The sequence below is a fragment of the Bradyrhizobium sp. 6(2017) genome, from assembly GCF_011058295.2.
GTDB classification, from domain to species: domain Bacteria; phylum Pseudomonadota; class Alphaproteobacteria; order Rhizobiales; family Xanthobacteraceae; genus Bradyrhizobium; species Bradyrhizobium septentrionale.
In genome coordinates, this window is the sequence record NZ_CP049289.2 from 6,084,346 (window position 1) to 6,107,306 (window position 22,961).

Here is a 22,961-nt window from a genome sequence, read left to right on the forward strand (position 1 = left end):
TCGAACCCTCGTATTCAGCTTGGAAGGCTGGACGCTCCACAACGAAAACAAGGTAGTTAGCTGCAAAACCGTCGATAATGGCACTCAAGACAATCAAGGGCTTACAGAGGAAACGCAAAACGCGCTGTTGCTGGGAAACACAGCGGCGTTGGTGCTCTACAACGACATAAACGCCTGCCAAAGCCCGGCGCAGCTCGATGCAGTTGTGCGTCTGATTTATGAGAAGTACGGCGCGGGCCTGCTTAATGACGATCAGGCGAGCTACCTGCACTCGTGCGTGACCCGCCGCCGGCCAGTGAGCCAGCGCACAATCACCGGCAAATTCGCCAAGATTGGCACCTTGAATGGCCGGGTCAGCCGCTTCCTGCCGCGCCAGCGCCAGCGCTCTCCCGATCGGAAGGCGTCACGAGACCGCCGCAGGATGCTGGGCGGCTCCAGCGCGCTCCCTGACAACCTGAGACACTACTACACGGAAGGCCAACGGGCGGTGCTTTGCATCGTCGCTGGCGAAATTAAGCGGCAGGGGGTGTGCGATCTCCCTATCGACAAGATAGCCGCCCTAGCTGGCGTTTGTCGGACCACGGTGCAGACAGCCATGCATGAGGCTCGCCGGCTGAGCCACATCAAGATCACTGAGCGCCCGGTCCGTGGTCGCAAGCACCTCTCCAACCTCGTCGAGATCGTCTCGCCTGAGTGGCGGACCTGGATCAAGCGCGGTCCCTCCTCCGCCCGCGCCATAGGGTCCAAACCTGTGATTTTGGTGAGCACCACGAAGAACACAGTAAGAAAGAAAGAAGGGCTTGGCGATGAATTGGAACGCGGCAGGGGCAGCGGACCACCTCAAACACTGATGAGGAGGTCAGCCTGATGCGCAAGTCCAAGCCTACTCGCAAACTCGCAACGCAATCACTTGGCGGCTGGGTCTCTGTTGCACCAATCCGGGATTGGACCGACGGCTCGGAGGTCTACGTTTTGGCCTATCGATCTAAATCGGGTGAACTCTGGTGGCAGTCGGCCCATATCGCTGATCGTCAGAACGCAGATGTCGCGGCAGCGACATTGGGCGACTTCCTTGGCGCACGGGTGCTGTTTTGAGTGATCCGTATTACAAGACGGCTCATTGGCGCCGGCTGCGTAAAGCACGACTGATGGTGGATGGCTTCACCTGTGTAGTGCGCGGCTGCGGCCAGCCTGCAAAGGTCGTCGACCACATCATCACGCGGCGCAAAGGCGGACCGGATACGGTCGAAAACACGCGCTCCCTGTGTGATTGGCACGATAGGCAAATCAAAGAGATGGGCGATGGTCGACGCCGCAACGGTGGCCGCCTCGTTGTGAAGGGTTGCTTTGCAGACGGAACGCCGCGCGATCCCAACCATCCTTGGCACACGGGGGGCAAGTGATGCCGCTGTCTGGAGACAATGCCTTGCCGAGCTGCTGCGCAACTAAGTCTCAAAGCCTGCGAGACATAAGAAAGCCTGCCGTGATGACGCAGGCGTATGGGGGTTCGAACAATACGAACTTTGGGGGTCTGGGACCGCTGGGGGAGATCGGGACACACTTACTTTTCAGAGCAATATCATGGGATTAAGAGGCATCGGAGCAAAGCCGGTCAGGACGGCCAGCAAGCCCAAGGGAAAGAAAAAATCGGATTTGGAAGCGTGGCAGGCCGAAGGATTGACGCGCGCGCAGCGCGTCGTGCGCTTTGTCGAGGGCTTGCGTATTACATCCGGCGTCTTCGCCGGCCAACCGTTCAAACTGCGGCCGTGGCAAACCGAAATAATCGAGGCAATCTATGCGGTCGATGAAAACGGCCGGCGCATCAAGCGCCAAGTGCTGCTTACGATCCCGAGAAAAAATGGAAAAACGCAGCTCGCCGCAGCGCTCGCGCTCTGTCATCTCGTCGGGCCGGAAGCCGAACAGCGCGGCCAGGTCTATTCCGCCGCCGCCGATCGGAAGCAAGCGGCGCTGATCCTGAAGGAGTTAATTGCATTCGTCCGCGGCGACCAAAAGCTCATGGATCGAATCATCATCCGCGAACACTCGAAAACGCTCGAAGATGTCGAGACGGGAAGCACCTATGAGGCGCTTTCATCGGACGCGAAGAAAGCGCACGGTCTCAACGTCTCGTTTGCCGTGATGGATGAGCTGGCTCAATGGCCCAAACGCGATTTGTACGATGCCCTGACGACGGGCGGCGCGGCGCGCGCCGAGCCGTTGTTTATGACCATCTCGACGCAGAGTCACGACAAAAACAGTGTGATGTCGGAGCTGGTGCAGTACGGCCGGCGCGTGCTCGACGGCACGATCGTTGACGATACATTCCTGCCAGTAATTTTTGCGGCACCCGATGACGCTGATCCGTGGTCGCCGGAAACGTGGCGGGCCTGCAATCCCGCGCTCGGCGATTTCCGCTCAATGGAGGAAATGCAATCGGCTGCAGAGCAGGCCAAGTCGCTGCCGGCGCGCGAGCCATCGTTCCGTTTGCTGTATCTCAATCAGCCGGTCGATGCGTCGGCGCGATTCCTCAACGCGAAAGACTGGAACGCCTGCAAGGTCGATATGACGGCGGGATTGTTCGGTCAGATGCAGTGGTCGAAACAACGCTGCATCCTCGGGCTGGATCTCAGCTCAACAACCGATCTAACCGCCCTCGCCGCGTGGTTTCCTGCGACCAACGATCTCATGGCGTGGTTCTGGATGCCGGCTGACAATTTGGAGGAAGCGGAGCGCCGCGATCATGTTCCGTACCGCCTATGGGCGCGGCAAGGTCATATCGAGACGACACCCGGGCGCGCGATCGACAAAACCTTTGTGGTTCATCGGCTGGGCGAATTGACTAAGGAATTCGACGTGCAGTTTTGCGCGGCCGATCGCTGGCGCCTAGACGAAATTAAGCGGCTGATGGTCGAAGATGGAATCAAGATGGAGCTCGTGGAGCACGGCCAGGGCTGGCGCGACATGGGACCGGCGATCGATGCCGTTGAAACCGCCGTGTTGCGTCGGCAGCTACGCCACCCCGGTCATCCGGTTCTCGACATGTGCGTGTCGAATGCCGTTACTGTGTCTGACCCGACTGGTGCGCGGAAGCTGGTCAAAGAGCGCGCGACTGGCAGGATCGACGGTCTTATCGCTGCCACAATGGCAATCGGCGCGGCCGTGAAGACCGCGCCGAAAGCAAAGAGCGTTTATGCTACGCGAGGGTTGCTATCAGTGGTCGCCCGTTGACGCCTCATGGCCGGTAATTCCGCGCACGGAGAGCGATCGACCACATCTCCTTAACCGCGGCGGCGTGGGCGGCGGCTGCAAGTTCAATCACCTTGAGCATGGGGTAGGCGGCGACCAAGGTTTCGCCGTTCGGTCGCGCTGCCTTTTGAAGTGCTTCCGCCACATACATCTGATCATTGAGCCGACTATAGAGATCGTCGATTACTCTGCGGAGCTCAGCCGGCCGAACGGTCGGCTTAGAAGCTGATTTGGCGCGTCGCTTCGTCCTCACGGTAGTGGTCATGACAAACTATCCCTTCCTTTGCGTTGATCGCGCCTAGGCGGGCAGCCGAACAGAGTTGTGATATGGATTGAGTCGGTCATCGGTGGCCCGTCTACGGCTGTTGATGGCAAGTCGCGGCCGGGCGGTGCAAACGCTCGGTCGCGGCGCTATGCTGCGCCTCTCGGGACTCTTTGGTCAAGGGGCGAACGCTCTATGGGTGATCCTGATTTCCTGTTCTACGACGAAACACATTTTCACTTGGACCCGCGCGAGGGCCGGGTTTTGATCGGGCTCAGTCGCGCCGAGACAGACGAATTTGCTCAACTGAATAGGGCAGCGTTCGAATATCTAATCAACAAAGTCCGACAGGGCACTATCCGCGAAAAACATGCTGCTACACGGAGGCGCAACGAACTGCTGAACAAACATCTCCAAGCGATGTTCGCTCTGCAGGCGCTCAATAGCGACGTTAAACCCGTAAGACACTGAAAATTTGAAGCAAATACCGGCCGTCCACAAGAAGTACCCATAAGAGTAATTTTCTCTTGCAGAAACGTTCCCATAGGAGTACGTACTGAAACGTACTCGCTGGAGAACGTTTCAATGAACGCGACCTTGGCTCGGAAGCTCCGCTTCTCGGACGCTGCCTACGCCATCAACACGACGCCTAAGACGCTTCGCAATTGGCTCCAGCGCGGCGTCGTGAACATCCACACGCCGCAGCAGGAAGGCGGCTGGACCGAGTACAGCTTCATTGACATCGCGATCCTTGCTCTTGTCCGCTCACTCGTGAGTTGGGGCGTAAGCGTTCCGACCGCCAGCAACATCGCCAACAAGATCATGACCGATTTTTTCCCGGATTTGCTCCGCTTGAAAGATCCGGAGAACATGCCGGCAGGCGTGTTGGCATCCATTTGGAGCAATCAGCGGCTTCATCTCGTTCAGGAGGGTGACGACTGGCGGATACGTCATGTCGCTCTCTACGACAGCAAGATCGACTCGATTCGCAACAAGGGTTTCAACCCCGGTCTGCCGAGCGGCATTGCCGCGTTGCGCCGGGAGATTGAGCCCGCACCGGTCTTTCTGACGATAGACGTCGAAACCATTCTCCGCACCGCCTTTGAGCGCGCCAACGAGAGCGTTAACGAGGGTCAGGACGATCAGGAGTGAATTTCTCTCGGCAAAATCGCGAGGTCGCGCGGCGCGGCCAACTTTATTCGGAAGCCGGGAGGATCGACCCGCGTCTGGGTACCTCAATTCCGAACGAAGACGCCGCAGCTATTCCCCGTCGTGATGACGGCAAAGCTCAGTGCCGGTTCGCCGGTCCGATAGAACTTAATCCGCCCGTCGTGATGACGGCACAGCTCAGAAAGATAGAGAATGCTTAAGCTACATGAACTGCAAGAGGCTCGCACTACCGCCGTCACCAATATGCGCGCGTTGGCTGATCTCGCCGAAACTGAGAAGCGCGACCTGACGCCCGCCGAGGAAAAGACCTTTGGCGATCTCAAAACGTCAATCGCCGATCTCGACAAGAAAATCGGCCGCGCCCAGACCTTGGCCGACGCCGAGCGCAGCGCGCCCGCGATCATGCATGGTCGCCTCGGCGACGGTCAGTATGAGGAGCGCGCCCGCGACTTCTCGATCACCAAAGCTATTCGTGGCCTGCTGCCGGCCGATCTCGGCGGCGGTGGTGTTGATATCGGTTTCGAGCGCGAGATCAGCGCCGAAGTCGCCAAGCGCAGCGGCCGGAAGTTCGAAGGCCTCGCCGTTCCCGATCAGGTGTTCCTGCAGGAACAACGAACCTTGCTTGTCGGCTCCAGCGCCGCCGATCTCGTGCCGAATCCGCACCGCGCGGATTTGTTCATTGATCGCCTGCGCAATTCGCTGGTGGCGCAGCGGCTCGGCGCAACGTATTTGGACGGTCTCGTCGGTTCGCCGATCGATATCCCGCGCCAGACCGGCTCCAGCTCCGCGCAGTGGGTCGCCGAAGATGGCTCGCTTACCGAAACTGATGCGAGCTTCGACGACGTGAACCTGACGCCGAAAACGGTCGGCGCGATGACTTCGTATTCGCGCCGGACGCTGTTGAATGCCTCGCCCTCGATCGAGCAGATCGTTCGGAACGATCTTGCTCAGATCATCGCCCAGGCGATCGACCAGAAGGCAATGACCGGCGACGGCACCAGCAACACTCCGACCGGCATCTTGCACGCGACCGGCGTCAATGACATGGCGCAGGATGGCACGCCGACGTGGGAGGATATTCTAGCCTTCATCGCGGCAGTGGAAGGTGACAACGCGCTTGGCGGCTCTCTGGGCTGGGTGATGAACCCCTATGTCAAAAAGAAGCTGCGGAGCACGGCGAAGGTCGCCAGCACCGATAGCGTCATGCTGATGGAGGCCGTCAACGAATTGGCGGGCTATGCTGCGTATTCGACCAACGCCCTGCCCGGTTCGGTCCCCGGCGATTCGCCGGCAGTCGGCGGCACGATCATCTTTGGCGACTGGTCGCAGCTCCTGATCGCGTCATGGACCGGCGTCGACATTCTCCTCAATCCCTACGAGACCACGGCCTACGCCAAGGGTCGCGTGCTGGTGCGGGCAATGAAGGACGTTGATGTCGCGGTCCGCCACGGCGAAGCGTTCGCGTTCGAAGACGGTGTTACAACCTGATCGGAGCAATGACCATGACGACGTTTGAGCGTCGGGTCGCCCTTGAACTTCGGGCCGGCGGTGACAAAAAATCGCCCCGGCTCGTCGGTCACGCGGCCGTCTTTAATTCACCGTCTCAGGATTTGGGCGGCTTCACCGAAATCATTCGACCGGGCGCATTCGCCCGGTCCCTGGCATCGGTCGACTACGATCAACTCGCGCTTGTCCAGCACATGCCGCAGCTCGTGCTCGGCCGCCGATCGGCCGGAACGCTGCGCCTATCGGAAGATCAGCGCGGACTAGCATTCGAGATCGATGTTCCCGAAACTAGCGCAGCCCGCGACCTGCTTGTCAGCGTCCAGCGTGGTGACGTGCGCGGCGCGTCTTTCGCCTTCTCGACGCCGAAGAACGGCGATCGATGGGAAGTGCGCGGCGAAAAGGTCATTCGCGAATTACTCGACGTGAACCTGCACGAGGTCACGATCACGGCTCAACCGGCTTACGTCGATACGTCGGTCGCACTGCGGTCCCTTGAAAAATTCCAGCAACCCGCCCGCCGCCTCGCAGTCAAAGCATTGCGGCGATTCTTGGAGACCGTCTAATGGAAGCCGCCGTCATTTCAACGGAAAAGCGCTCCGCTCCTACAACATGGGATTTGCTGCGCACGGGTACTGACTACGGCGCAGATGCCGGCGTCGCGACGACCGTTCACCTTGCAGAAAATCTTTCCGTGGTGACCGCGTGCACCACCGCGATCTCGGAAACGGCCGGCATGTTGCCGCTGCACGTATATCAAAAACTCCCGGACGGCTCGCGCGTCGAAGCGCCGGACCATCCGGTTGCGCGTCTGTTCTCCGATGGTCCGAACGAGTGGCAAACGGCGCCGGAATTTATCGAGATGATGACGGCGCATTGCCTTTTGCGCGGCAACAGCTACGCCGGCATTCGCCGCAACAATCGCGGCGAGCCGATCGGCCTTGATCCTTTCCATCCCGACCTTGTGTCGCTTGTCGAGATCCCGCGAACCGGCCGATATGCCTACGACGTTTCGCTACGCCAGGGCGGGACTAGGCGCTTCCTACCCGAGGAAATGCTGCACCTAAAGGACCGCAGTGATGATGGTATTGTCGGCAAGTCCCGGCTGGCTCGCGCACGCGAGACGTTCGGCAGTGCGATTGCGACCGAACGCTACGCCGCGTCGACCTTCAAGAATGGCGCCGCGATGTCCGGCATTCTTAGCCATCCCGAGGCGATCGGCGCGGAAGCCGCTGACCGGCTGCAGAAAGATTTCAAGCAAACATACAGCGGCGCCGACAAGGCTGGTTCGGTTGCCGTGCTCGAGGAAGGGCTCAAGTGGCAGCAAATTTCGGTCTCGCCGGACGACGCGCAAATGCTCGAGAGCCGCAAGTTCTCTACTATGGCTCTAGCGCGGATTTATCGGGTCCCGCCGCCCGTAATCGGCGAATTCGAAGGCGGCAACTATTCGAGCATCTCCGAGGTCGGGCGATGGTTTTACTCGCACACGATGCAGCCATGGCTCAACAAGTGGGAAAAGCTGATCTGCCACTCACTGTTCACTGCGATCGGGCGGCGGACCTATGAAGTCGAATTTGACTGCGATCTGCTTTTGCGCGGGGACATGCTGACACGGTTCCAAGCATACCGCATTGCCCGTGAGACCGGAATCTACAACGCAAACGAGCTCCGCAAGTTTGAAAAGGCAAACCCGCGCAAGGATGCTGGCGGCGACGAATATTTCGCCCCGGCCAACATGCAACAGGAACAAACCGGCCAGCCCGTGGCCGATCGCGGAGTCGCGCAGCCATGATCACGGTCACCACGCCGGCCACAAAATTCAACCTGATTGACGTGTCGACGGCGCGAAGCGCGCTTAGCATCACAGATAACAGTGATGATGCCGCGCTGACTGCGTTCGTTAATCGAGCCTCCGACGTGATCGCGCGGCATTGCCGGCGGACATTTGCGCTGGAAACAGTGACCGAACAGTTCCGGCCGGATAAATATCTCGGCGAGCTGATATTGTCGCGTTATCCCGTGATCGAAATCACGTCGATCACCGAGGGCGCAGATGCGCTTGCGAATACCGATTATGAAGTCGCGAACGACAGCGGCATTGTCAGCCGGCTTTATGGTGACCGGCCCTGCCACTGGTCCCGACACAAAATCACCGTCGTCTACAGCGCCGGCTTTGATCTCCCGACTTCCGCGCCGGATGCGTTGCAACACGCCTGCGTCCAGCTCGTGAAATCCTACTATATGTCTGCCGATCGCGATCCAATGGTTCGCTCGGAAATGTCGGACAACATTTCCAGCGCGAGCTATTTCGGCGGCAGCGATCATCTGCCGCCCGATGTGCGAGGGCTCCTCGTGCAATTCCGCAATTTCAGAACGAGGTAAGCCCATGCTCAATCCCGGCAATCGCGCACTTGCGCAACGCGCCGTTACGACCGCAATCACTGGCGAAGCGCAAACGGCGTTCACTGATCTCGGCGGCATCCAAGCCGCAACGATTGAAGCACAATTTCAATATGGCAGCGGTGGCACCACCGCGAAGGTTTGGGTCCAAGTGTCGCTCGACCTGGGGCAGACTTGGATTGACGTTGCTTGCTTTGCCTTCACGACGGCGAGCGCAACCAAGGTGATCAACCTTTCGGGAATGACGCCGGTCACCACGGCGATCACGCCGAGCGACGGCGCTATGGCTGATAACACCTATCAGGACGGCATCATGGGCTCCTCGTGGCGCGCGAAGGTCACCACGACCGGCACCTACGCCAACACCAATGTTGTCGTGCGCTTGGAGGGCCGATGAAAAACGCGCACCTCGCGCGCCTTGACCGACAATTGCGGCTGCGCGGCGAGGCAGTGCAGTTGCAGCGCCAGGTCGGCACCACGACGCAGAGCCTTACCAAGGCGGACGTGCGCGGCGTGGTGAAGACGCTTGGAATTCAGCAACTCATCGGCGGTATCAGCCAAACGAATTACACAGTCATCATTTCACCGACTGACTTGCGTCGTGCGGGTTGGCCGGGCGCAATCACGGCGGCGATCCCCTCGGGCCTCGTTTCGAATAAGGATAACGCGATTCCGACGATCAGCGACAAGATGTGGTTTCGCGGTGCGATCAAGACGATCAGTCGCGCGGATGCAATTTACGACGGTGACGAATGTGTTCGCATCGAACTAACGTGCACGGGATGAGAATGGCGCGCGGACCTTGCACGTTCAAACAACGGGACGCGACCCGTGCAGCGAGGGCAGCGATAGCCGCTGGCCTTGTGGTTCAGCGCATCGAGATCGACAAGGATGGTAAGATAGTGGTTGTGACAGCCGGTCAGGCATCAGCCGCGCCGGATGATTTGGACAAAGAATTAGCAGAGTTCGAGGCACGCCATGGTCAAAGTTGATTTGAAGGGCATCGCTAAGGTCACGTCCAAGGGGCAGGTTTATTACTACGCTTGGCGGAAGGGTCCGCGCCTTCGCGGCGAACCCGGCTCGCCGGAGTTCATGGCCTCGTACAATGAGGCTATTGAAAATCGCCGCGCGCCTGACACGGATCGTTTTCGGTCTTTGGTAACGCTCTACAAAGGCAGCGACGACTATAAGAAGCTGGCGGATTCCACTAAGCGAAATTGGGCGCCATGGCTCGACAAGATCGGGCAGCACTTCGGCGAACTACGCATCGCGCAATTCGATCGGCCAGAAAAAATCCGACCGATTATCCGCCGCTGGCGCAACCAATGGGCGGACAAACCGCGCACGGCCGATTATGGACTGCAAGTCTTGTCCCGCGTTCTCTCATACGGCGTCGATCCGCTGGGCAAGATCGCGGGCAATCCCTGCGAGGGCATCAAACAGATTTACAGCACAAATCGGTCAGAGATCATCTGGACTGAAACCGACATCGCGCTGCTCAAGCAAACGTGCTCGGCCGACGTCGGACATGCGGTCGACCTGGCTGCGCATACTGGCCTTCGGCTCGGCGATCTGCTGCGGTTGTCATGGTCTCACGTTGGCGAAGACGCCATTACGATTACGACGGGCAAGAGCAAGCATCGTCGCACCGCAATCATTCCGCTTTACGACGATCTGCGGCGCGTGCTGGCGAGCATTCCGAAGCGATCGACAACCATCCTGACGAACGTTCGCCGGCGGCCGTGGACCACCAACGGTTTTGGCACCGCATTTGATCGCGCCAAGATCGTCGCGAAGATGAAAGGGCACGATTTGCACTTTCACGATTTGCGGGGAACCGCCGTCACCAAGCTCTACATCGCCGGCATTCCGGAACGTGTGATCGCCGAGGTCATGGCGTGGTCGGAAGATGAGGTTGCGAAGATCATCCGGCGCTATGTCGGCCGCACGGCGGCGACCCAAGCGCTGATCCAACAAATCAACAAAAAGGGAACGTAACTTGCAAAACCGGCAGCAAAACCCGACTGGTGAAAGCGGGCTAAGTATTGGAGCGGGTGAAGGGAATCGAACCCTCGTATTCAGCTTGGAAGGCTGCTGCTCTACCATTGAGCTACACCCGCGTCAGGCGATCACCTAACACGGCCGGACGGCCGCCTCAACTGGTTCGGTTCGCGTCCCAATTCCCCGGTCAACGGAGCATATTTCTATAAATCCGGTCGGTTTCTGGCGCGGATGGGCCGGACGGCGGCCTTAACAGCGGCGGATTCGCCGCCTATATTGTGAGTCCCATCAACAAAGAAAGGAGGTGATCTAGTGTCTTGTCTCAAGCGCTGTCACCTCGCTGGGATCGCCCGCTAGGCTTTGAGTAATCAGCCTGGCATCGGGGCGCTCTCAGCCCTGACCAGCGAGACAACAAAAACGGGGCGCGGCGGAAGCAATTCCGCCGCGCCTTTTTTGCGGTCCGGGCTGAGCGATTAGCGCCCCCTGCCCCAAACGCGGACATCGAATCAGAGGCCGAAAAAGCGGAGCCAGCGCGGCAGCCAGCGGCGCCTCGCGGGATACCTTGTCGCACCACAAAAACGATCCGGTCCGCTACAAGGTAAATGTCGGCGTGGGTTGCCGCGAGACGTCCTTCGGCCTGCCGCATCAGAAATGAGGAGCACATAGATGCTTTATGCCATCCTGGCCTATCACGTCGAAGCCGAGGTCAAATCGTGGACCGCCGAAGAGGACGCCGCCGTGATGACGGGCCTGCGCGAGGTCCATCAACGGCTGAAGGGCCGGCTCGGCCCGGCCGTACGGCTCGGCGATACCCGCAAGGCCAGCACGCTGCGCGGGCCGGGCCACGGCATGGTGATCGACGGCCCGTTCTCGGAGACCAAGGAACAGCTGCTCGGCTTCTATGTGATCGATTGCGCCGATGAAGCAGCGGCGATCGCAGCGGCGCGCGACCTACGCAGCGTCAACCCGTCGGCAGTCTACGAGATCCGCGCGCTCAAGGTTTACATCCCCGGCGCGCCGTTTCCGGAGACCGCAGGGCCCAGCGACGCGTAGAGGGGTGCTCGATTCTTTTTGACGCGTTTTCTTCACGCGAACCGGTAGCCACTTCGCTCGAAAACGCTTCGGCTCAGCGGCTGGAGCGTTTCGACAGCTTCGGAAGCCTGCTCGGATCGAACTTCGGCAGCGGCAGATCCGGCGGCGGCTCGGGCGTCACCTCCTGGCTCGGAATCAGCGTCACCTCGAAGGCGAGATCGGGGATGGCATCCGCCCTGCCCGTGCAGGTCGCGATCGCGCCGCTGAAGACACCCTCGAGCCGCACCACGAGATCGTCGGTGCCGAACACGGTCGCATGTCCATCGGAGTGCCGCCTTGTGGTCAGAACCGCGGAGAAGCGCTCGCCGTCGACCTCATAGGTGCCGCTGTAGAGCATGATGGCATCGCTGCCCCACAGCCGGCCATCGGCCACGTGGACGATGCCGGTGCCATCAGCAAGCGACGTTCGAAACCACGCCGCATAGGTGCCGTTCTTGAGCATGGAGCCTGTTTCCATTTGCTCCGTTTCACCGCAAACGATCTGGGCACCGTTGCGTTAACAGGGCGTGAAGGAACCTGGATGTGAAGAATTTGGGCCCTGCGCTTATTGGCCGTCGATCTGCCGCCCCATGATCGCGATCGCCTTCTGATAGACCCCTGCGGCGTTCCACGCCTCGATCGCGGCGAAGTTGGGTTCCCCCGGCTGATAGCCGGCGCCGGCGCGCCAGCCATGGGCCCGCAGGAAGTTCGCCGTCGAGTTCAGCGCGTTGGCGGCGACGTCGAGATTGCCGGTGCCATAGGCGAGAACGTTTTTCGGCATGAACTGGGTCTGGCCGATCTCACCATGCATCGAACCGCGCGTGCTTCCCGAGAGCGTGCCTCGGTCGATCAGTTTCAGCGCGGCATAGAGCTGGTCGGTGAAGAATTCCGGACGGCGGCAGTCATAGGCAAGGGTTGCGATCGACGACAGCATGTTCTGGTTGCCGCGCTGGCTGCCGAAGCCGCTTTCCATGCCCCAGATCGCAATCAGCGGTCCCGGCGGCACGCCATAGCGCTGCTGGATCGAGGCGAACAACGCCGCCTGCGATTGCTTGAGCGAACGGCCGCGCGCCACGATGGTCGCAGAGCCCCGCTTGGCCATGAACTGCTCGAGCGACAGGCCGAAGCTGCGCTGGCCGCGATCCGCGGCAATCGTCGCGCTGGCGTAATGCGACTGCATCAGCGCGTCGATCGCCGTGCCGCCGACGCCCTTGGCCCTTGCCTCGCCGGCGAATTGCTCCTTCCAGGATTCGAAGCCGCCAGGTCCGTTGCCGCACTGCGCCGCGTTCGCCTCAACGCCCAGCGTTGCAACCATCGCGACAGCAGCGAACGCCGATGCCGCAATCAGCCAGCCCCTCACCATCCGAAACCTCCTCCGCAAATGTGCCGCCGCCCTCCGGGCGCGGCGCTGACGATGGCCGGATTTATATGACCCGGCGATGAACAATCCGCCTCAGATTCGGCCGCGGATCGCCACGATATGTCGCGAGGACCGGATTGGCCATCCCGGCCGCCACCGCCAGGCCGGGACATTTGGCCCCTGCGGCCGCCACTGCGCTTGACATTGACATTAATGACAAGGTGCTAGGCCGACCCTCGACAGGAGATCGCGATGAGGATTCAGGAGGCGCCGCGCCATCTTGGCGTGAGTGCCCGGGTGCTTCGGCACTATGAGGCAGCGGGGCTGATCGTGCCGCAGCGGATTTCGAACGGCTACCGAATCTACTCCGCAGCGGAGATCGAACGGGCCGCGTGGGTGCGAGACCTGATCGCTTCGGGGTTCTCGACCCGCGAACTTCGCAATCTCTTGAGCGCGCTGGAAGGCGGCCGGCGCGGCGCTCGCGTGAACTGCTCCGCAGTGATGCAGCAGAAGCTCGACCAGATCGATCGAGCGATTGCGGTGCTGCGCCAGCGGCGGCGCGCCTTGTCGCGCCGGTTGACCGAGCCGGATCGCAGCCGCAGCAACGCATGAGATGAGGACCTGGCGATGAAGATACTCAATATCCTGGCGAGACGTTACCTGCCGCTTGACGGTCTGGATGAGGCCGTGGCCTTCCATGAAGCCCTGATCGGCCAGACGGCGCGCCTTCGTTTCGACTATCCGGAATATGATCTGAGGCTCGCGCAGGTCGCCTCGATCCTGTTCATTGCCGGGACCGAGCGGAGCCTGAAGCCGTTCACGGCCACGCACCTGACGTTTCTGGTCGATGACGTCGACGCGTTCGCCGCCCACCTCCCCCGCGTCGGCGCCACGGTGCTGGAGGCTCCCAAGCCGGTCCCGACCGGCCGCAACATGCTGGTGCTGCATCCGGACCAGACTCGCGTCGAATATGTCGAGCATCGCGACAAGCATCCGGCCGATGTGCTGCCCTGAGCATTGCCGCCACGAGATCATGACGGACGGCCGCTCGCTACTCAGAACTGTCGGTCGTGCGTGAGCGAGACGGATTGGTCGGTGGTCTGCTCGCGTCCCGTTCAGTCAGGAGGGCCCCGTATTGTCCCGGATTTCCAATTGCCGGTTTTTCCTAGCTACAACTGGCATTCACGATCAAAATGGGGTTCCTTCAATCGGGACGTCTTGGCTGATCGCGTAACATGCTTCATCGATCTTTCCGGGAATACGGGTATGCAGATCAAGCCGGCACAGTGGACCACGGAGGACGAGCACCGGCTGTTGCAGTTGCTCAGAGAGACGCTGCTGACGCAGCGGGAGATCGCCCAGGAGCTTGGACGCACGGAGGCCGCTGTGAACTGCCGGCTGTCGGTGATCCGGAAACGGCTCGCAGGCGGCAGGCCGGACGAGCCGTCTCCATCATTGATGCGTCCACACCTATAATTTCACGGTGTTTCAAGGCTGTTGGGTAATGACGTAACGTAGCCCCGTTGATCCGGTGCCTGCTTCATATTTCGAATTGATTGCACAAAGAGGGGCCGCGAAAACGCGGCCCTTTCTTCTCTCCCCTCTCGATTTTGCAACGCCGGGGTCCGTCTCCGAAACGAGAACGGCAATCGGCGAGCGAACCTGCCGAGCCCAGCGACGAACGACCGGCCCCGGCGCACAAGGCGTCGGGATTTCGTAGGCGAGCACAATCCACACCCGTAATACAGCGGGCATTCCAATTGCCATTTCTTCCCGACTATAATCCACGCTCTGGGAGAAAACACCAAGGACGGGGACGGCTCCGGCGATCACGACATCTCGCCGGGGCCGTTCAACCCTGCCCCACGCAATACTCGCAAGCAAGTCATCGGATGACATCAACTGCCTGGGCGGCGTGCTATGGCACATCGCCTCGCCTGCGCGGGCCGACGGTTTGCGGCCGGTTGAGGAAGAATTCGCGGTTGCCGAGCGCGGCCTCCGCATACTGATCGATCGCCACGATGATCGCCTGCACGTGGTGAAAGCACCAGCCTTCCCGCGTTGCCCGGTGCCGAACCTCGGCCAGCGCCTTGATCCAGGGCGCGTGATCATCGCTGTCGTGGAAATACCGAAGCGGCTCTCTCATCTTTCCTCCGGCAGATCACGTCTTCCAGCTCGGCGCGCTTGCGCGACAGCAGAAGCTGCGCCGACGCGCTGTCGCGCCCGGCCCGCCTGAGCCGGTTCACGGATGCGTCGAGCTCGCGCAACTCGGCGCGCAGCCGCAGCATCCTGAGCGCGTCATCACGCACGCGCTTCGCTGGCGACCAGCGCTGGCCTCCCCGGGCGAATGGAAACGGGTGCCGTCGTGCGGCGCCGCGGCGCCACGCTCGCATGCACGATAATCGGCTCGCGGTCGCCAAGGACGCCGCGCTCCTCGACCAGACGGCTCATGACGAGACGCATCTTCGGCAGGTCTCCGGCCACGAAGGCGCAATCCTCGTCCCGGTTGAGCTGCTCGCGCATGATGGCCTCGGCCTCCAGCATGCTGACGCGCAGCGCCCTGATCTGCCTGCGAATTTCACTGATACGGTTGTCCATGGCGGCCTCCTGTTCACGGTGGAGGCAATTAGAACAAAACAAGAACATTGAGTCAAGCGGTACACCCGCTTATCATGGGACACGGTTGCCGAACTCGATCCGGCGAGTTCCTTCTGCCGGAACCCCGAGGGTGACAGTTGTCACGACTTCAACGTGGGGCTGTTGGGGGATGAATACCCTGATCGACAGAGGACGCGCACCGTCGCAAGCTCCTCAATCGTCACGCCCGCGTCGTCGGCGAACAGCCAACAAAGGCAGTGGAACAATGCGCCATCGAACTTGTCTACTCAAATAGACAAATTAAAATGACGGCGATTCTGTTTCGATCATTGCACAGTACATGCCCAAGTCCTCCAAGCTGGTCGCCGCGAAGCGCGGCAAGGTTCTTCTGGTACGACGCCGATCCGACGGCCTGTGGATGTTCCCCGGCGGGCGGCGGCGACCGCGCGAGACCGGCAAGGATTGTCTACGGCGCGAGATCAAGGAAGAGCTGCCGAAGCTCAAGCTCGGCCGGCTCAGCCTGTGGAAGGAAGTCACGGCCAAGAACAAGCGTTCCGGCCGCCGGATGAGCGACGCGATCTTCATCGCCAAGTTTGCCAAGGGCAGGCTGGCGATCGGCGACAAGAAGGAGATCGACCGCGCCGCCTGGCAGAAGCCGCGGGGCCTCCGCCTGACGCCGACCTCGCGCTACATCCGCGATCGGCTGTTTCCCAGAAAGCAGCGGCCTCGGAGATAGGCGGCGGAAGATTCGCTGTAGCGGGAGCTGACGTCCACGCTACGGATTGGCCTCTCTCCGAACGTCCCGGCCCTCACCCTTGAAATGCAAACAGCTCGATCGGCTCGCTGAAGCCGCGCACCGCGTGTTCGCCGACGCGTTCGAGCCGGAAATCGCGTTCGACGAGGTCGGCGAACGCACGCGACAGCAGCACGTTTTTTCCCAATTGCTTGGTGAGCGCTTCGAGGCGCGACGCCATGTTCACCGCAGGTCCGATCACGGTGAAGTCGAGCCGGGTGCGCGATCCGATGTTGCCGTACATGACGTCGCCGACATGGACGCCGATGCCGTAATTCATCGGCGCCCGGCCCATCATGCTGTTCTTTTCGCTCAGCGCCGCCATCGCCAGCCGCGCCTCGGACACGGCGTGCAGCAGATTGGCGCAGGCTTTTGGGTCGCTGAGCGGGAAGATGGCGAGCAGTCCGTCGCCGATGAATTTCAGGATTTCCCCGCCATGCCGCGCAATCGGCTCCGACATCGCGTCGAAATAATCGTTCAGGAGATCGATCACGTCGTCGCGCGGCCAGCTGTCCGATATCCGGGTGAAGTCCCTGAGATCGCAGATCATGATCGCGGCGCGCACCGTCGTCCCGCTGCCCCGCCGCGTCGCACCCGCCAGGATCAGCTCGCCGGCATGCGACCCGACATAGGTCTCGAGCAGCGTCCGCGCCAGGCGGTTCTTCATCCGGATTTCGCTGACCAGCGCCAGCACCGGCAGCAGCTTCGAGAGGCTGGCGATTTGCGCATCGTCGAAACCTCCGGGCCGGTCGGTCGCAAACGTCACGACATGCCGCTTGCCAAGCGTATGAAGCAGCGGCCACGCCACATAGTCCGTCAATCCCTGCGCGCGCATCTCGTCATAGAGCGCGTGCTTGCGGCCCGGCTCGCGTTCGAGCCGTTCGCGCACTTCGGTCGCCCCTTCATGGATTTCATAGACCGGACTGCCGATATATTCCGAGCGCTCCCTGACCTCGTAGTCGACCCGCGTGATCTCGGCCTCGCGCTTGCCGTCGGCCCAGATGATCCGGGCGCCAAGCCATTGCGGATGCTGGATCAGGAGATTCATCGTCGCGCGCTTGAGGGGAATGCCCGCACGCTGCAGCCGCAGGCAGAGCTCGGCGAAGATGTTGTCGATGAAGCGCTGGTCGCGCGTCTCGTTGGTCAGCCAGCGCACAATGTCGCCGTCAGACTGCGGAGCGACGGAATCGATGTTGGGCGCGTTCATTTCTTGCTCCGGAGCGGCGAGTGGGATCAGGCAGGCGGTATGTCGTGTGTCCGCCCGGCCACGTCAACGTTGCCAGCGGTAATGTGATCGTGCGCGTCTAGCGGTCGAGGCACCGCATGCGGGCCTGCCCAAGCCCCCTCCATGCCGACGATCTGTTACCTGTCTCTCCGAACGGCGTTACCCCTGCGATTGCGACCTTGCCCGGCGGCCTCTGACATGTGCTTGCGCACGGTACCGTGCCCAACGCGACTCAACTGGTTAGCGATCGATTAATTGCAGCGCGCGGACGTTGCATCGCGAGCACACCGCGCTCCGCTTCGTTGCCCACGATACAACCTTCATTTGTCAGCTCACAGTGAGTCACATAGCGTAACACACATCCGCTGTCGGCGAATGTTTGCCGGAATGCAACCTGCCGGGCAGCGGCAAGAACAAGGGGCCAAAGCACCATGCGCGAATGCATCGGGGCTGCGACGAAACAGCGACAGACGGATGACAAGCTTCGCCTAAGTGCGCGACGAACTGCATCACCATCCCGCGGACGCGTGCATTTCCAACGCCTGCTGTTGATGAGCGCTTCGGTAGCCGCGCTCGCGGCGCTGTCGCCGCGATCCGCGGCGGCGCAGGCGTGGACCGGCGCCACCAGCAACGACTGGACGGTCGGCTCGAACTGGAGCACGGGAACGGCCCCGGTCGCTGGCGGAGCGGTTGCCATTGGTTCGGGTGCAAACGTCGTCCTCGGCGTAGCCCCCGGGGCGACCGGCACGACAGGCAATTTCAGTGTTCGCCCCATAGCTGGAGCGACGGCCAATCTCACAATTCAAAACGGCGCGATATTGACCACCACCGGCGCCTCCCTTTCGATCGGCACTACCACTGGCACGACATCCACCGTGACCGTGACCGGAGCCGGATCGCGATGGAACATCAACGGCATACTTAATATCACCGCTGTTGGCACAAACACCCTCAACATCGAGAACGGTGCGACTGTTGTCACCGGAGGCAGGATCGTGGTCACCAGCCCTGCCGGCACCGGCTCAGGCACCCTCAACATCAGCGGCGGCACGCTGGAGACAAGCAACATCGCTATCAGCAACGCCGGGGGCCAGGTAAATTACGACAACGCCCTCGTCCGCGCCGTCGGCAACAACGCCAACTTCTTCGGCGGAACGGCCGCCCAGAACAACATCGCCGCGGGCGGGCTGACCTTCGACACCAACGGGTTCACTGTCATCGCTTCAAGCGCCGGCGGCCTTAGCGGCGTCGGCGGATTGACCAAGACCGGCGCCGGAACCTTGTTCCTCCGGGGCGGCAGCACCTACACCGGCGAGACGGTGATCCAGCAGGGCACGCTCTCGATTGGCGTCATCGCCGGCGCCAGCGATGCCCTCGCCAACTCAAGCCGGGTCGTCGCGAATGCAACCTTCGACATTTCGCGCATCGCCGATGCCGCCTCGCACATCCAGAGCCTCGCGGGCAGCAGCGCCGGCAGCGTCACGCTGGGCACCAAGGACCTGATCATCACCAATGGGCACGATACGTTTGCAGGCTCGATCAGCGGCACCGGCGGATTGCAGCTCACCGGCGGCACGCAGGCGCTGTCGAGCGTCCAGGCCTATAGCGGCGCGACCACGATCGGGGGAGGCACGCTGTCACTGACCGGCGGTGGCGATATTGCCGCCTCCAGCCAGGTGATCGCGAACGGCACGTTCAGCATCGCAGGGCTCTCCGGCGCCGGCACCAGCATCCAGCGGCTGTCGGGCACCGGCGGCGTCGATCTCGGCGCCAAGACGCTGACGCTGACGGCCGCGAACGACACGTTCGCCGGCGTGATCGGCGGCAGCGGCGGCCTGACGCTCACGGGCGGCACCGAGACGCTGTCCGGCGTCAACGCCTATAGCGGCCTGACCACGATCTCCGGCGGCACGCTGGCGCTTGCAGGCACGGGATCGATCAGCAATTCGAGCCATGTGGTGGCGAATTCGGTCTTCGATATCTCCGGACTCACCGGCGCCGGCACCAGCATCCAGAGTCTGGCCGGCAGCGGCAATGTCGCGCTCGGCGCCAAGACGCTGACACTCACCAATGCCAGCGACACGTTTGCCGGTGCGATCAAGGGCACCGGCGGGCTTGCACTCACCGGCGGCACGCAAATCCTGTCCGGCATCAACAGCTACAGCGGTGCCACCACGGTCAGCGGCGGTACGCTGCGCGCCGGTGCGGCCGATGCCTTCAGCTCGGTATCTGCCGTCACGGCCGGCGCCGGCACCACGATCGACCTCAACGGCTTCAGCCAGGTCGTGGGCGGATTCAGCAATGCCGGCACGTTGCGGTTCGGCACGACGCCCGGGACCACGCTGACGGTCGCCGGCAATTACGCCGGCAATGGCGGAACGCTGCTGTTCAACACCGTGCTCGGCGGCGATAGCTCAGCCACCGACCGCCTCTTCGTGCTGGGAAGCACTTCGGGCACCTCGACCGTGAAGGTCACCAATTTCGGCGGCGGCGGCGTGCAGACGGTTGACGGCATCAGGCTGATCGACGTCGCCGGCGCCTCGAACGGCACCTTCGCGCTGGCCGGCGACTATGTGCTGAAGGGCGAGCAGGCGATCGTCGCCGGCGCCTATGGCTACACGCTGCAGAAGAACGGCATCTCGACGCCATCGGATGGCGACTGGTATCTGCGCTCCAGCCTCGCCAATCCCAGCGATCCGACGACACCGCCCGTGATCGCAGGTCCGCTCTATCAGCCCGGCGTGCCGCTTTACGAAAACTATGCCGGGGTGCTGCTCGGCATGAACGAACTGCCGTCGCTGCAGGAACGCGTCGGCAACCGCTATTGGGGTGGCGGCGCCGGAGAGGCGATGGCGCGGATGGGCGTCACGCCGGCGGCGCAGGCGGACAGTTCGTGGACGCAGTCGGCATTCTGGGGCCGCGTCGAGGGCGGTCAATCCAGCCTGCGGCCGTCGAACACCACGGGCTCGACCACCAACAGCGATCAGTTCAAGGCGCAGGCCGGGCTCGACGGCCTTGCGCTCGAGAACAGCTATGGGCGCCTGATCGTCGGGCTTACGCTGCAATACGGCCTGACCACGGCCTATGTGAATTCGCTGTTCGGCAACGGCCGCATCCGCGCCGAGGGCACCGGCGTCGGCGCCACCGCCACCTGGTATGGCGACAACGGCGTCTACGTCGACGGCCAGATGCAGACCATGTTCTACCGCGGCGATCTCACTTCCGATCTTGTCGGCAACATGGCTCACGGCAATGAAGGCCTCGGTTATGCCTTCAGTATCGAAGGCGGCAAGCGATTCGATGTCAGCAACGGGTTTTCGCTGACGCCGCAGGCGCAGCTCGCTTATTCGAAGGTCGACTTCGACGGCTTCACCGACCGCTTCGGCGCGCTGGTCTCGCTCACCAACGCCGACAGCCTGCTCGGCCGCGTCGGTCTTATGCTCAATCACCAGAAGAGCTGGTATGACGGGACGAGCATCGTCCGCTCGGACCTCTACGCGATCGGCAATCTGCACTACGAATTCCTCGACGGCAGCAATGTCGATGTCGCGGGCACCGGCTTTGCCAGTGCCAACGATCGCCTGTGGGGCAGCATCGGCGGCGGCGGCAGCTACAGCTGGGCCAACGGCCGCTACACTTTGTTCGGCGAAGCGACCTATCGCGCCAGCCTGCAGGATGCCGGCGACAACCACAGCTACAAGGGCACCGCCGGCTTCCGCGTGGTGTGGTGAGAACCGAAGACTAAAGCACACTGAAGTCAGACTGAACTGGCTGCACCTCTCCCGCTTGCGGGGTCGAGACGAGCGAAGCTGCACGATTTCTGTATAATCGAATAATGCCGCTGAGTTGCCCGACGAGTCAAGCTGCCGTGTCCGCCGGCAGCCGCCGGCTACTTTGCATGGGGTTGTTTTCGATATTTTGGCATTACCTCCCTGCGACGGCAGGCTATCGCATCCGGCTATCAGCCTCGTCCCATAGCCCGGCCATGACAACGTGGACACCTCAGTTGCAGAAGCCCGCAAGCGCCATATGCGATCGCCATGCCGCACGCGGGGCGAGGTGACAAGGAGGCCCTACCCGCCCAGCCGATCGACCTCGGCCTTGCCGGCCTTCATGACAAGCGGGATGTGCTCGCCCTGGCCGAGCAGGCACGCCACGTCGCGCAGCGGATTGCCTTCCACCACCAGGAGATCGGCGAAGGCCTCCGGCACGATGCGGCCGAGCTTGCCCGCCATGCCGAGCACTTCGGCGCCGACAATTGTCGCGCTTTCGATCACCGCCTGCGCACCCAGCACCTCGGCGCGGATCCGGAACTCGTCGCTCTGCAGCCGCTGCGACGGTCCGAGCAGATCGGACCCGTATCCCATCCTGACGCCGGCCTCGCGGTAGATCGCGAGCGAGCGCAGCCCCGCATCGCGCACGTCGGCGACCTTGGCGACGCTCGCCGCCGGCAGGCCGTATTTCGCGCCCTCGGTGGCCAGCGCCTCATAGGTGACGAGCGTCGGCACCGCATAGGCGCCCTGCTCGGCCATCAGCCGCGCGGTCGGCAGATCGACCAGATTGCCGTGCTCGATGGTTCGCACGCCGCAACGCACTGCACGCTCGATCGCCTCGGCGGTGTAGGCATGGGCCAGCACATAGGTGTGACGCGCCCGCGCCTCCGCGACGATGGCGCGGATCTCGTCCTCGCAATAGCCGAAGGCACCGATCGGATCGGTCGGCGACGCGACGCCGCCGGACGCCATGATCTTGATCTGGTCGGCGCCCATCTGCAGCTCTTCGCGCACCGCCTTGCGCACGGCATCGACGCCGTCGACGACGCGTGCGATCGCGCCAACCCGCACGCAGCAGGAGCATATCGGATCGTTCAGATAGTCCGAGCGGGCGCGCCCGTCGCCATGTCCGCCGGTCTGGCTGAGCGCGCGGCCGGAGACGAACAGCCTCGGACCATCGGTCAGCCCGGTGTCGATCGCCTGCTTCAGCGCATAGCCGGCGCCACCGGCATCGCGGACGGTGGTGAAGCCGCGCTTCAGCATGCCGCGCAGCAGCATGGTCGAGCGCAGCGTCACCAGCACATTCGCCATCCGCGCCTGCTGCGACAGGTCGAGCTCGACGGCAACCGCATGCACATGCAGGTCGATCAGACCGGGCATCAGGGTCTTGCCCTTGAGGTCGATGACCCGGTCCGCGGCGGCCTCGATCGGCCGATCGGACACTTCCTTGATCAGGCGATCCTCGACCAGCACGTGATGGCCTTCGAGGAGATCTGGCCGCAGCGGATCGAGCAGCGCAGCATTCTTGAAGAGGATGGTGGACATGATGGTCTCCTTGT

27 protein-coding genes and 1 tRNA gene are annotated in these 22,961 nt (G+C 62.1%); 19 read left to right on the forward strand and 9 right to left on the reverse strand.

Annotated features, from left to right (window positions below):
- Positions 1-19 precede the first annotated feature (19 nt).
- From G6P99_RS28700 to G6P99_RS28715, 4 genes are all read left to right on the forward strand, one after another.
- Positions 20-868, forward strand: a complete 849-nt coding sequence (locus G6P99_RS28700) for a hypothetical protein (RefSeq protein WP_165124255.1) — start codon at positions 20-22, stop codon at positions 866-868.
- Positions 868-1,095 carry a hypothetical protein gene (locus G6P99_RS28705; RefSeq protein ID WP_165124258.1) on the forward strand — a complete coding sequence of 76 codons (228 nt, stop codon included), beginning with the start codon at positions 868-870 and terminating at the stop codon, positions 1,093-1,095. Before G6P99_RS28700 ends, G6P99_RS28705 begins: the two co-directional genes overlap by 1 nt.
- Positions 1,092-1,403, forward strand: coding sequence for an HNH endonuclease (locus G6P99_RS28710; protein WP_205751517.1), 312 nt, complete (start codon positions 1,092-1,094; stop codon positions 1,401-1,403). The genes G6P99_RS28705 and G6P99_RS28710 overlap by 4 nt, the downstream gene beginning before the upstream one ends.
- Before the next feature lie 178 nt (positions 1,404-1,581).
- Positions 1,582-3,228 carry a terminase large subunit gene (locus G6P99_RS28715; RefSeq protein WP_165124263.1) on the forward strand — a complete coding sequence of 549 codons (1,647 nt, stop codon included), beginning with the start codon at positions 1,582-1,584 and terminating at the stop codon, positions 3,226-3,228.
- A gap of 4 nt (positions 3,229-3,232) precedes the next feature.
- Here the strand turns inward: G6P99_RS28715 and G6P99_RS28720 are convergent, their stop codons facing one another.
- Positions 3,233-3,511 (reverse strand): hypothetical protein, encoded by a 279-nt coding sequence (locus G6P99_RS28720; RefSeq protein ID WP_165124268.1) that lies wholly within the window; start codon positions 3,509-3,511, stop codon positions 3,233-3,235.
- Between the two features lie 192 nt (positions 3,512-3,703).
- Between G6P99_RS28720 and G6P99_RS28725 the strand changes: the two genes are divergently transcribed.
- From G6P99_RS28725 to G6P99_RS28765, 9 genes are all read left to right on the forward strand, one after another.
- Positions 3,704-3,979: a hypothetical protein gene (locus G6P99_RS28725; protein WP_165124272.1), complete on the forward strand. Its 276-nt coding sequence runs from the start codon at positions 3,704-3,706 to the stop codon at positions 3,977-3,979.
- A 114-nt stretch (positions 3,980-4,093) separates the two neighbouring features.
- A complete protein-coding gene (locus G6P99_RS28730; RefSeq protein ID WP_165124275.1) occupies positions 4,094-4,660 on the forward strand; it encodes a MerR family transcriptional regulator in 567 nt (188 codons plus the stop codon).
- Between the two features lie 261 nt (positions 4,661-4,921).
- On the forward strand, positions 4,922-6,166 hold the full coding sequence (locus tag G6P99_RS28735; protein WP_246709799.1) for a phage major capsid protein: 1,245 nt from the start codon (positions 4,922-4,924) through the stop codon (positions 6,164-6,166).
- A gap of 14 nt (positions 6,167-6,180) precedes the next feature.
- The gene (locus G6P99_RS28740) at positions 6,181-6,747 is read left to right on the forward strand and encodes an HK97 family phage prohead protease (protein WP_165124281.1); all 567 of its coding nucleotides are present in this window, start codon (positions 6,181-6,183) and stop codon (positions 6,745-6,747) included.
- A complete protein-coding gene (locus G6P99_RS28745) occupies positions 6,747-7,973 on the forward strand; it encodes a phage portal protein (RefSeq protein WP_165124285.1) in 1,227 nt (408 codons plus the stop codon). The genes G6P99_RS28740 and G6P99_RS28745 overlap by 1 nt, the downstream gene beginning before the upstream one ends.
- Positions 7,970-8,563 (forward strand): phage head-tail connector protein, encoded by a 594-nt coding sequence (locus G6P99_RS28750; protein WP_165124289.1) that lies wholly within the window; start codon positions 7,970-7,972, stop codon positions 8,561-8,563. Before G6P99_RS28745 ends, G6P99_RS28750 begins: the two co-directional genes overlap by 4 nt.
- 4 nt (positions 8,564-8,567) lie before the next feature.
- On the forward strand, positions 8,568-8,978 hold the full coding sequence (locus G6P99_RS28755; protein WP_165124292.1) for a hypothetical protein: 411 nt from the start codon (positions 8,568-8,570) through the stop codon (positions 8,976-8,978).
- Positions 8,975-9,367 carry a hypothetical protein gene (locus G6P99_RS28760; RefSeq protein ID WP_165124295.1) on the forward strand — a complete coding sequence of 131 codons (393 nt, stop codon included), beginning with the start codon at positions 8,975-8,977 and terminating at the stop codon, positions 9,365-9,367. Before G6P99_RS28755 ends, G6P99_RS28760 begins: the two co-directional genes overlap by 4 nt.
- 192 nt (positions 9,368-9,559) lie before the next feature.
- Entirely contained in the window at positions 9,560-10,579 is a 1,020-nt protein-coding gene (locus G6P99_RS28765; RefSeq protein ID WP_165124298.1) for a tyrosine-type recombinase/integrase, read from the forward strand.
- A 48-nt stretch (positions 10,580-10,627) separates the two neighbouring features.
- Here G6P99_RS28765 and G6P99_RS28770 read toward each other — a convergent pair.
- Positions 10,628-10,701 (reverse strand) — tRNA-Gly (locus G6P99_RS28770).
- A gap of 547 nt (positions 10,702-11,248) precedes the next feature.
- Here G6P99_RS28770 and G6P99_RS28775 point away from each other — a divergent pair.
- Positions 11,249-11,635, forward strand: coding sequence for a YciI family protein (locus G6P99_RS28775; RefSeq protein WP_029080230.1), 387 nt, complete (start codon positions 11,249-11,251; stop codon positions 11,633-11,635).
- 73 nt (positions 11,636-11,708) lie between these two features.
- On the opposite strand, the gene G6P99_RS28780 is transcribed toward G6P99_RS28775, so the two are convergent.
- Together G6P99_RS28780 and G6P99_RS28785 are read right to left on the reverse strand one after the other, a co-directional pair.
- Positions 11,709-12,131 (reverse strand): hypothetical protein, encoded by a 423-nt coding sequence (locus tag G6P99_RS28780; protein WP_084518404.1) that lies wholly within the window; start codon positions 12,129-12,131, stop codon positions 11,709-11,711.
- Positions 12,132-12,218: 87 nt separating this feature from the next.
- The gene (locus G6P99_RS28785) at positions 12,219-13,016 is read right to left on the reverse strand and encodes a lytic murein transglycosylase (protein WP_165124303.1); all 798 of its coding nucleotides are present in this window, start codon (positions 13,014-13,016) and stop codon (positions 12,219-12,221) included.
- Positions 13,017-13,265: 249 nt separating this feature from the next.
- Here G6P99_RS28785 and G6P99_RS28790 point away from each other — a divergent pair, with 249 nt between their 5' ends.
- The 3 genes from G6P99_RS28790 to G6P99_RS28800 all read left to right on the forward strand — a co-directional run bounded on the left by G6P99_RS28790 (position 13,266) and on the right by G6P99_RS28800 (position 14,489).
- Positions 13,266-13,625 (forward strand): MerR family transcriptional regulator, encoded by a 360-nt coding sequence (locus G6P99_RS28790; protein ID WP_035976643.1) that lies wholly within the window; start codon positions 13,266-13,268, stop codon positions 13,623-13,625.
- Positions 13,626-13,640: 15 nt separating this feature from the next.
- Positions 13,641-14,027 (forward strand): VOC family protein, encoded by a 387-nt coding sequence (locus tag G6P99_RS28795; RefSeq protein ID WP_029080227.1) that lies wholly within the window; start codon positions 13,641-13,643, stop codon positions 14,025-14,027.
- 252 nt (positions 14,028-14,279) lie between these two features.
- Positions 14,280-14,489 carry a hypothetical protein gene (locus G6P99_RS28800; RefSeq protein ID WP_165124306.1) on the forward strand — a complete coding sequence of 70 codons (210 nt, stop codon included), beginning with the start codon at positions 14,280-14,282 and terminating at the stop codon, positions 14,487-14,489.
- 442 nt (positions 14,490-14,931) lie between these two features.
- On the opposite strand, the gene G6P99_RS28805 is transcribed toward G6P99_RS28800, so the two are convergent.
- The 3 genes from G6P99_RS28805 to G6P99_RS28815 are packed head-to-tail and all read right to left on the reverse strand — an operon-like array spanning position 14,932 to position 15,611.
- Positions 14,932-15,159, reverse strand: a complete 228-nt coding sequence (locus G6P99_RS28805) for a hypothetical protein (protein ID WP_029080225.1) — start codon at positions 15,157-15,159, stop codon at positions 14,932-14,934.
- On the reverse strand, positions 15,122-15,301 hold the full coding sequence (locus G6P99_RS28810; protein ID WP_084518414.1) for a hypothetical protein: 180 nt from the start codon (positions 15,299-15,301) through the stop codon (positions 15,122-15,124). The genes G6P99_RS28805 and G6P99_RS28810 overlap by 38 nt, the downstream gene beginning before the upstream one ends.
- 13 nt (positions 15,302-15,314) lie before the next feature.
- Entirely contained in the window at positions 15,315-15,611 is a 297-nt protein-coding gene (locus G6P99_RS28815; protein WP_246709648.1) for a hypothetical protein, read from the reverse strand.
- 340 nt (positions 15,612-15,951) lie between these two features.
- Between G6P99_RS28815 and G6P99_RS28820 the strand changes: the two genes are divergently transcribed.
- Positions 15,952-16,347: an NUDIX hydrolase gene (locus G6P99_RS28820; RefSeq protein ID WP_029080223.1), complete on the forward strand. Its 396-nt coding sequence runs from the start codon at positions 15,952-15,954 to the stop codon at positions 16,345-16,347.
- Between the two features lie 73 nt (positions 16,348-16,420).
- Here G6P99_RS28820 and G6P99_RS28825 read toward each other — a convergent pair whose 3' ends face one another.
- A complete protein-coding gene (locus G6P99_RS28825; protein WP_029080222.1) occupies positions 16,421-17,611 on the reverse strand; it encodes an adenylate/guanylate cyclase domain-containing protein in 1,191 nt (396 codons plus the stop codon).
- A gap of 569 nt (positions 17,612-18,180) precedes the next feature.
- Here G6P99_RS28825 and G6P99_RS28830 point away from each other — a divergent pair.
- Positions 18,181-21,360, forward strand: coding sequence for an autotransporter outer membrane beta-barrel domain-containing protein (locus tag G6P99_RS28830; RefSeq protein WP_165124310.1), 3,180 nt, complete (start codon positions 18,181-18,183; stop codon positions 21,358-21,360).
- A 342-nt stretch (positions 21,361-21,702) separates the two neighbouring features.
- On the opposite strand, the gene G6P99_RS28835 is transcribed toward G6P99_RS28830, so the two are convergent.
- Positions 21,703-22,947, reverse strand: coding sequence for a metal-dependent hydrolase family protein (locus tag G6P99_RS28835; protein WP_029080221.1), 1,245 nt, complete (start codon positions 22,945-22,947; stop codon positions 21,703-21,705).
- Positions 22,948-22,961: the final 14 nt, after the last annotated feature.

What these genes read in the sequence shown, in the direction of transcription:
- G6P99_RS28735 (WP_246709799.1), top strand. Translation starts at nt 4,922, where the DNA reads ATGCGCGCGTTGGCTGATCTCGCCGAAACTGAGAAGCGCGACCTGACG.
- G6P99_RS28815 (WP_246709648.1), bottom strand. Translation starts at nt 15,611, where the DNA reads ATGGACAACCGTATCAGTGAAATTCGCAGGCAGATCAGGGCGCTGCGC.
- G6P99_RS28730 (WP_165124275.1), top strand. Translation starts at nt 4,094, where the DNA reads ATGAACGCGACCTTGGCTCGGAAGCTCCGCTTCTCGGACGCTGCCTAC.
- G6P99_RS28750 (WP_165124289.1), top strand. Translation starts at nt 7,970, where the DNA reads ATGATCACGGTCACCACGCCGGCCACAAAATTCAACCTGATTGACGTG.
- G6P99_RS28705 (WP_165124258.1), top strand. Translation starts at nt 868, where the DNA reads ATGCGCAAGTCCAAGCCTACTCGCAAACTCGCAACGCAATCACTTGGC.
- G6P99_RS28720 (WP_165124268.1), bottom strand. Translation starts at nt 3,511, where the DNA reads ATGACCACTACCGTGAGGACGAAGCGACGCGCCAAATCAGCTTCTAAG.
- G6P99_RS28800 (WP_165124306.1), top strand. Translation starts at nt 14,280, where the DNA reads ATGCAGATCAAGCCGGCACAGTGGACCACGGAGGACGAGCACCGGCTG.
- G6P99_RS28740 (WP_165124281.1), top strand. Translation starts at nt 6,181, where the DNA reads ATGACGACGTTTGAGCGTCGGGTCGCCCTTGAACTTCGGGCCGGCGGT.
- G6P99_RS28715 (WP_165124263.1), top strand. Translation starts at nt 1,582, where the DNA reads ATGGGATTAAGAGGCATCGGAGCAAAGCCGGTCAGGACGGCCAGCAAG.
- G6P99_RS28805 (WP_029080225.1), bottom strand. Translation starts at nt 15,159, where the DNA reads ATGAGAGAGCCGCTTCGGTATTTCCACGACAGCGATGATCACGCGCCC.
- G6P99_RS28765 (WP_165124298.1), top strand. Translation starts at nt 9,560, where the DNA reads ATGGTCAAAGTTGATTTGAAGGGCATCGCTAAGGTCACGTCCAAGGGG.
- G6P99_RS28825 (WP_029080222.1), bottom strand. Translation starts at nt 17,611, where the DNA reads ATGAACGCGCCCAACATCGATTCCGTCGCTCCGCAGTCTGACGGCGAC.
- G6P99_RS28810 (WP_084518414.1), bottom strand. Translation starts at nt 15,301, where the DNA reads ATGCTGCGGCTGCGCGCCGAGTTGCGCGAGCTCGACGCATCCGTGAAC.
- G6P99_RS28725 (WP_165124272.1), top strand. Translation starts at nt 3,704, where the DNA reads ATGGGTGATCCTGATTTCCTGTTCTACGACGAAACACATTTTCACTTG.
- G6P99_RS28820 (WP_029080223.1), top strand. Translation starts at nt 15,952, where the DNA reads ATGCCCAAGTCCTCCAAGCTGGTCGCCGCGAAGCGCGGCAAGGTTCTT.
- G6P99_RS28755 (WP_165124292.1), top strand. Translation starts at nt 8,568, where the DNA reads ATGCTCAATCCCGGCAATCGCGCACTTGCGCAACGCGCCGTTACGACC.
- G6P99_RS28775 (WP_029080230.1), top strand. Translation starts at nt 11,249, where the DNA reads ATGCTTTATGCCATCCTGGCCTATCACGTCGAAGCCGAGGTCAAATCG.
- G6P99_RS28835 (WP_029080221.1), bottom strand. Translation starts at nt 22,947, where the DNA reads ATGTCCACCATCCTCTTCAAGAATGCTGCGCTGCTCGATCCGCTGCGG.
- G6P99_RS28760 (WP_165124295.1), top strand. Translation starts at nt 8,975, where the DNA reads ATGAAAAACGCGCACCTCGCGCGCCTTGACCGACAATTGCGGCTGCGC.
- G6P99_RS28830 (WP_165124310.1), top strand. Translation starts at nt 18,181, where the DNA reads ATGAGCGCTTCGGTAGCCGCGCTCGCGGCGCTGTCGCCGCGATCCGCG.
- G6P99_RS28790 (WP_035976643.1), top strand. Translation starts at nt 13,266, where the DNA reads ATGAGGATTCAGGAGGCGCCGCGCCATCTTGGCGTGAGTGCCCGGGTG.
- G6P99_RS28795 (WP_029080227.1), top strand. Translation starts at nt 13,641, where the DNA reads ATGAAGATACTCAATATCCTGGCGAGACGTTACCTGCCGCTTGACGGT.
- G6P99_RS28780 (WP_084518404.1), bottom strand. Translation starts at nt 12,131, where the DNA reads ATGGAAACAGGCTCCATGCTCAAGAACGGCACCTATGCGGCGTGGTTT.
- G6P99_RS28785 (WP_165124303.1), bottom strand. Translation starts at nt 13,016, where the DNA reads ATGGTGAGGGGCTGGCTGATTGCGGCATCGGCGTTCGCTGCTGTCGCG.
- G6P99_RS28745 (WP_165124285.1), top strand. Translation starts at nt 6,747, where the DNA reads ATGGAAGCCGCCGTCATTTCAACGGAAAAGCGCTCCGCTCCTACAACA.